The 3,050-nt window shown below is 74.4% G+C and carries 2 protein-coding genes; both read right to left on the bottom strand.

The genetic code is table 11. The features are described 5' to 3' along the window. Positions 1-38: 38 nt before the first annotated feature. The gene (locus C5508_RS19055) at positions 39-791 is read right to left on the bottom strand and encodes a DUF5995 family protein (RefSeq protein ID WP_104526477.1); all 753 of its coding nucleotides are present in this window, start codon (positions 789-791) and stop codon (positions 39-41) included. A 19-nt stretch (positions 792-810) separates the two neighbouring features. After that, positions 811-2,697 carry a PucR family transcriptional regulator gene (locus tag C5508_RS19050; protein ID WP_232797303.1) on the bottom strand — a complete coding sequence of 629 codons (1,887 nt, stop codon included), beginning with the start codon at positions 2,695-2,697 and terminating at the stop codon, positions 811-813. Between the last annotated feature and the right edge of the window lie 353 nt (positions 2,698-3,050).

Genomic DNA, 3,050 nt, shown 5'->3' with positions numbered 1-3,050 from the left:
AGTTGTGTATAAGAGCCAGCCCCCCACCCTGCCCGCGATCAGGCCGTCCCGCCGCCCGGGAGGACGACGCCGAACCCGTGCACCGCCAGCCGGAGCAGCACGGGGCCGGGGCGGAGCAGGTCGGCCACCCGGGCGGCGCTCGCCGCCTCCAGCTGCGCCACCCGCGCGGCGTACGCGTCGGCACCGTCCAGCCGGGCGGCGTGCAGCACCCTGGTGTTCAGCCACACCCGTCGCCGCGACTCGCGGAGGAGGAGGACGGCGGCCCGCCGGTTGGCCGGTGTGAGCAACCGGTCCAGGGCGGTGCGGGTGCCCCCTGCCCGGCGCAGCGCGAGGTCCTCCTCCCCCACCCGGCGGGCGAGGATCCCGTCGATCCGCCCGTGGTCGCGGTGCCGGCGGGCCAGCAGTTCCGCGTCCGCGAAGTCCGCGGGCGGGATCACCTCGACGAGCGAGCGCGGCAGGTCGTAGTTGATGTGCGCGTTCATGCCGAGCAGCACGTGGCCCTCGGGTCGCAGCCCGGGGTCGGCACCGAAGGCCCGCCGCCACGGCGCGGGTGCCGACGCCGGATCGACGCGGTGGGCGTCGAGCGCCTCCAGGTAGCGGTCGGCGAAGTCGACGTCCCAGCGCGAGACCCAGTCCCGGTCCTCGAACCGGCCCCGGTCGAGCGCGGCGGCCACCGCCCGGGTGGTGCGCAGGTAGGTGCCGAGGAAGAAGCGGGCCGGGTCGCGGGCCCCCTCCAGCTCGGCGGCGAGCGCCGTCATCCGCGCGACGAGCGCGTCGACGGCCTCGGTCACCGGACGCCGCGCCCCTGCCTCAGATCAGCGAGTCGAAGCCGTCGTCGCTCAGGAGCCCGGCGTCGAGCGGCGGGCGGTGCGGCTGGTCCAGCCCCCGCATGCGGGCGGCGTGCAGAGCCAGCAGGAGGTTCAGCCGCAGGGTCGGATCGGTGGTGAACGGCCCGAGCATGCGCTCCAGCTTGCCGATCCGGTAGCGCATCGTGTTGTAGTGGAAGTGCAGCCGCCGGGCGGACTCGGCCACGTTGAGGTTGGTCTCCAGCAGCACCCGCAACGTCTCGCGCAGGTCGGCGGAGTCGGCGTCGACGGCGTCTGCCAGCGGGCCGAGCACCTCGTCCACGTAGGACCGCAGCTCGCTGCTGTCGGGGATGAGCGAGAGCAGCCGGAAGACCCCGAGCTGGTCGAAGTGGGTCACCGACCCGCCGTGGATCTCCTGCCCCACGCCGAGGGCCCGCTGGGCCTGCCGGTGGGCTTCGGCCAGCTCGCCCAGCGACCCGGCGGGACGGCCGATGCCGGTCCCCAGGAGCCGCCCCATCCGGCGCAGTCGGCCGTTGACCCGGGAGGTCACCGCCGAGACCATCGCGGACAGCTCCTCGGGCGTGCGCCCGTCCAGCGGCAGCAGGGTGACGATCTCGGTGGCGAGGCCCGCGACCGCGGCGCCCGCCACCTCCGACTCGAGGGCGGCGCGCCAGCCGTCGGCCAGCCGGTCGAGGATGTCGAGGGCACGGGTGGGATCGGAGGCGGCCTCGGGCGCGAGCTCGGTGGCGGTGACCAGGACCGCGACCGTGCCCTCCAGCCGCCAGCCGAAGGACCGGGTGTGGGCCAGGGTCCGCTCGGTGTGCCCGACGGCACCACCCACGAGCCTGCGCACCAGGTCACCCTGGAACCGCAGCTCCACCGAGTGCACGGCCTGCAGGCGGATGACCGAGAGGGCGGCGATGACGGCGGCCCGTTCGAGCACACCCCCGGCGCCGAGCAGCATCGCGCCGGTGCGGTGCACCGCGACCAGCCAGCCGTGCCGCTGGTCGCCGGCCATGATCGGCGCGACGGCGTACTCGCCGATCCCGCCGGGGAGCTCGTGGTGACCCGGGACGAGCAGGATGCCGTCGGCCGGGGACAGGTCGGCGTCGGCCAGCACATCGGCCGGGGTGACCACCGTGCGGTCGGCACGGACACCGGAGAGCCGGCGCGAGGGTGCGAGCTCGGCCAGCGCGTCGTCGGCGGCGGCGTCGAGCAGCCAGAGCCAGTCGCTGATCTCCTCGACGTCGTCCGCCGGGCCGGCGCTGGTCACGACCTCGCGGTCGGGCCCCAGGCCCAGGACGGCGACGCCTTCGAGCAGGACGGCCAGCCGCTGGGTGACCTCGGCCAGCCCGCCACCGGTCAGGGCGACCTCGGTGAACTCGTCGTCCATGCGCGAGGACAGCGCCAGGGCCTCGCCCTGCTTGGCCACGACGGTGCCCAGCACCGCCGAGACCATCTCGTCCAGCCGGGCCCCCGACGGCAGGGCGAGGACGGGCAGGCCGCGCCGGTCGGCCTCGGCGAGGACTTCGGGGGGCAGCGGGGCGGGTCCGTCGGCGCGCCGGAAGGCCAGGGCCGCCGTGCCGAGGAGGTCCAGCCGCTCGACGAGGGCGCGGCAGCTCGCCGGGTCGGCCGGCGGGAGCCGGGCGCCCAGGACGACGAGGACGTCGGGCCCGGCGGCGGCGAGCGGGTCGGCGGGGTCGTCGACGACCATGTGCCGGACGACCCGGGCCAGTCCCGCGGATCCGGCCGCGACCGTCGTTCCGGCGAGGGCGGGAAGGTGCAGCGCCTCGTCGACGCTCAGGCCCATCCGCTGCTGCCAGCTGGTGCGCTCGTCGCGGGTCTCGGGACGCGGCGACTCGTCGACAGCCCAGTTGCGACGGAACGGCAAGGTTCCATTACTCCGCGTAGAGGAAGCCAGTGACGCGTCACTCTGGGTCACGAGGTGTGTTCCTTCCGGTCGTCATCCAGGGTGCCACACCGCGGGATCATGTCAGGTGTCCCTGGACGCCGAGACCCATTCTTGGCGATATCCGCCATAAGAGGGCGTGCGACGCGCCGAATAGGTTCGACCCGTTCCGCCCGCCCGATGGATGGTATGCGCTCCCTCCGGGGACCGCCCCACCCTCCCCCGAGCGGCCGGATCGAGCGGCAGGGGACCGACTCACCGGTCTTCTCCTGTCTCTTATACACCTTATACGCTGCCCACTCTCTCCTTATCCCACATCTTGGTGGTCGCCGTTA

The sequence above is a fragment of the Blastococcus atacamensis genome (assembly GCF_002938425.1).
Classification (GTDB): Bacteria; Actinomycetota; Actinomycetes; order Mycobacteriales; family Geodermatophilaceae; genus Blastococcus; species Blastococcus atacamensis.
Note: the sequence above shows the minus strand (reverse complement) of the source record. Positions and strands in the feature narration are given on the sequence as shown.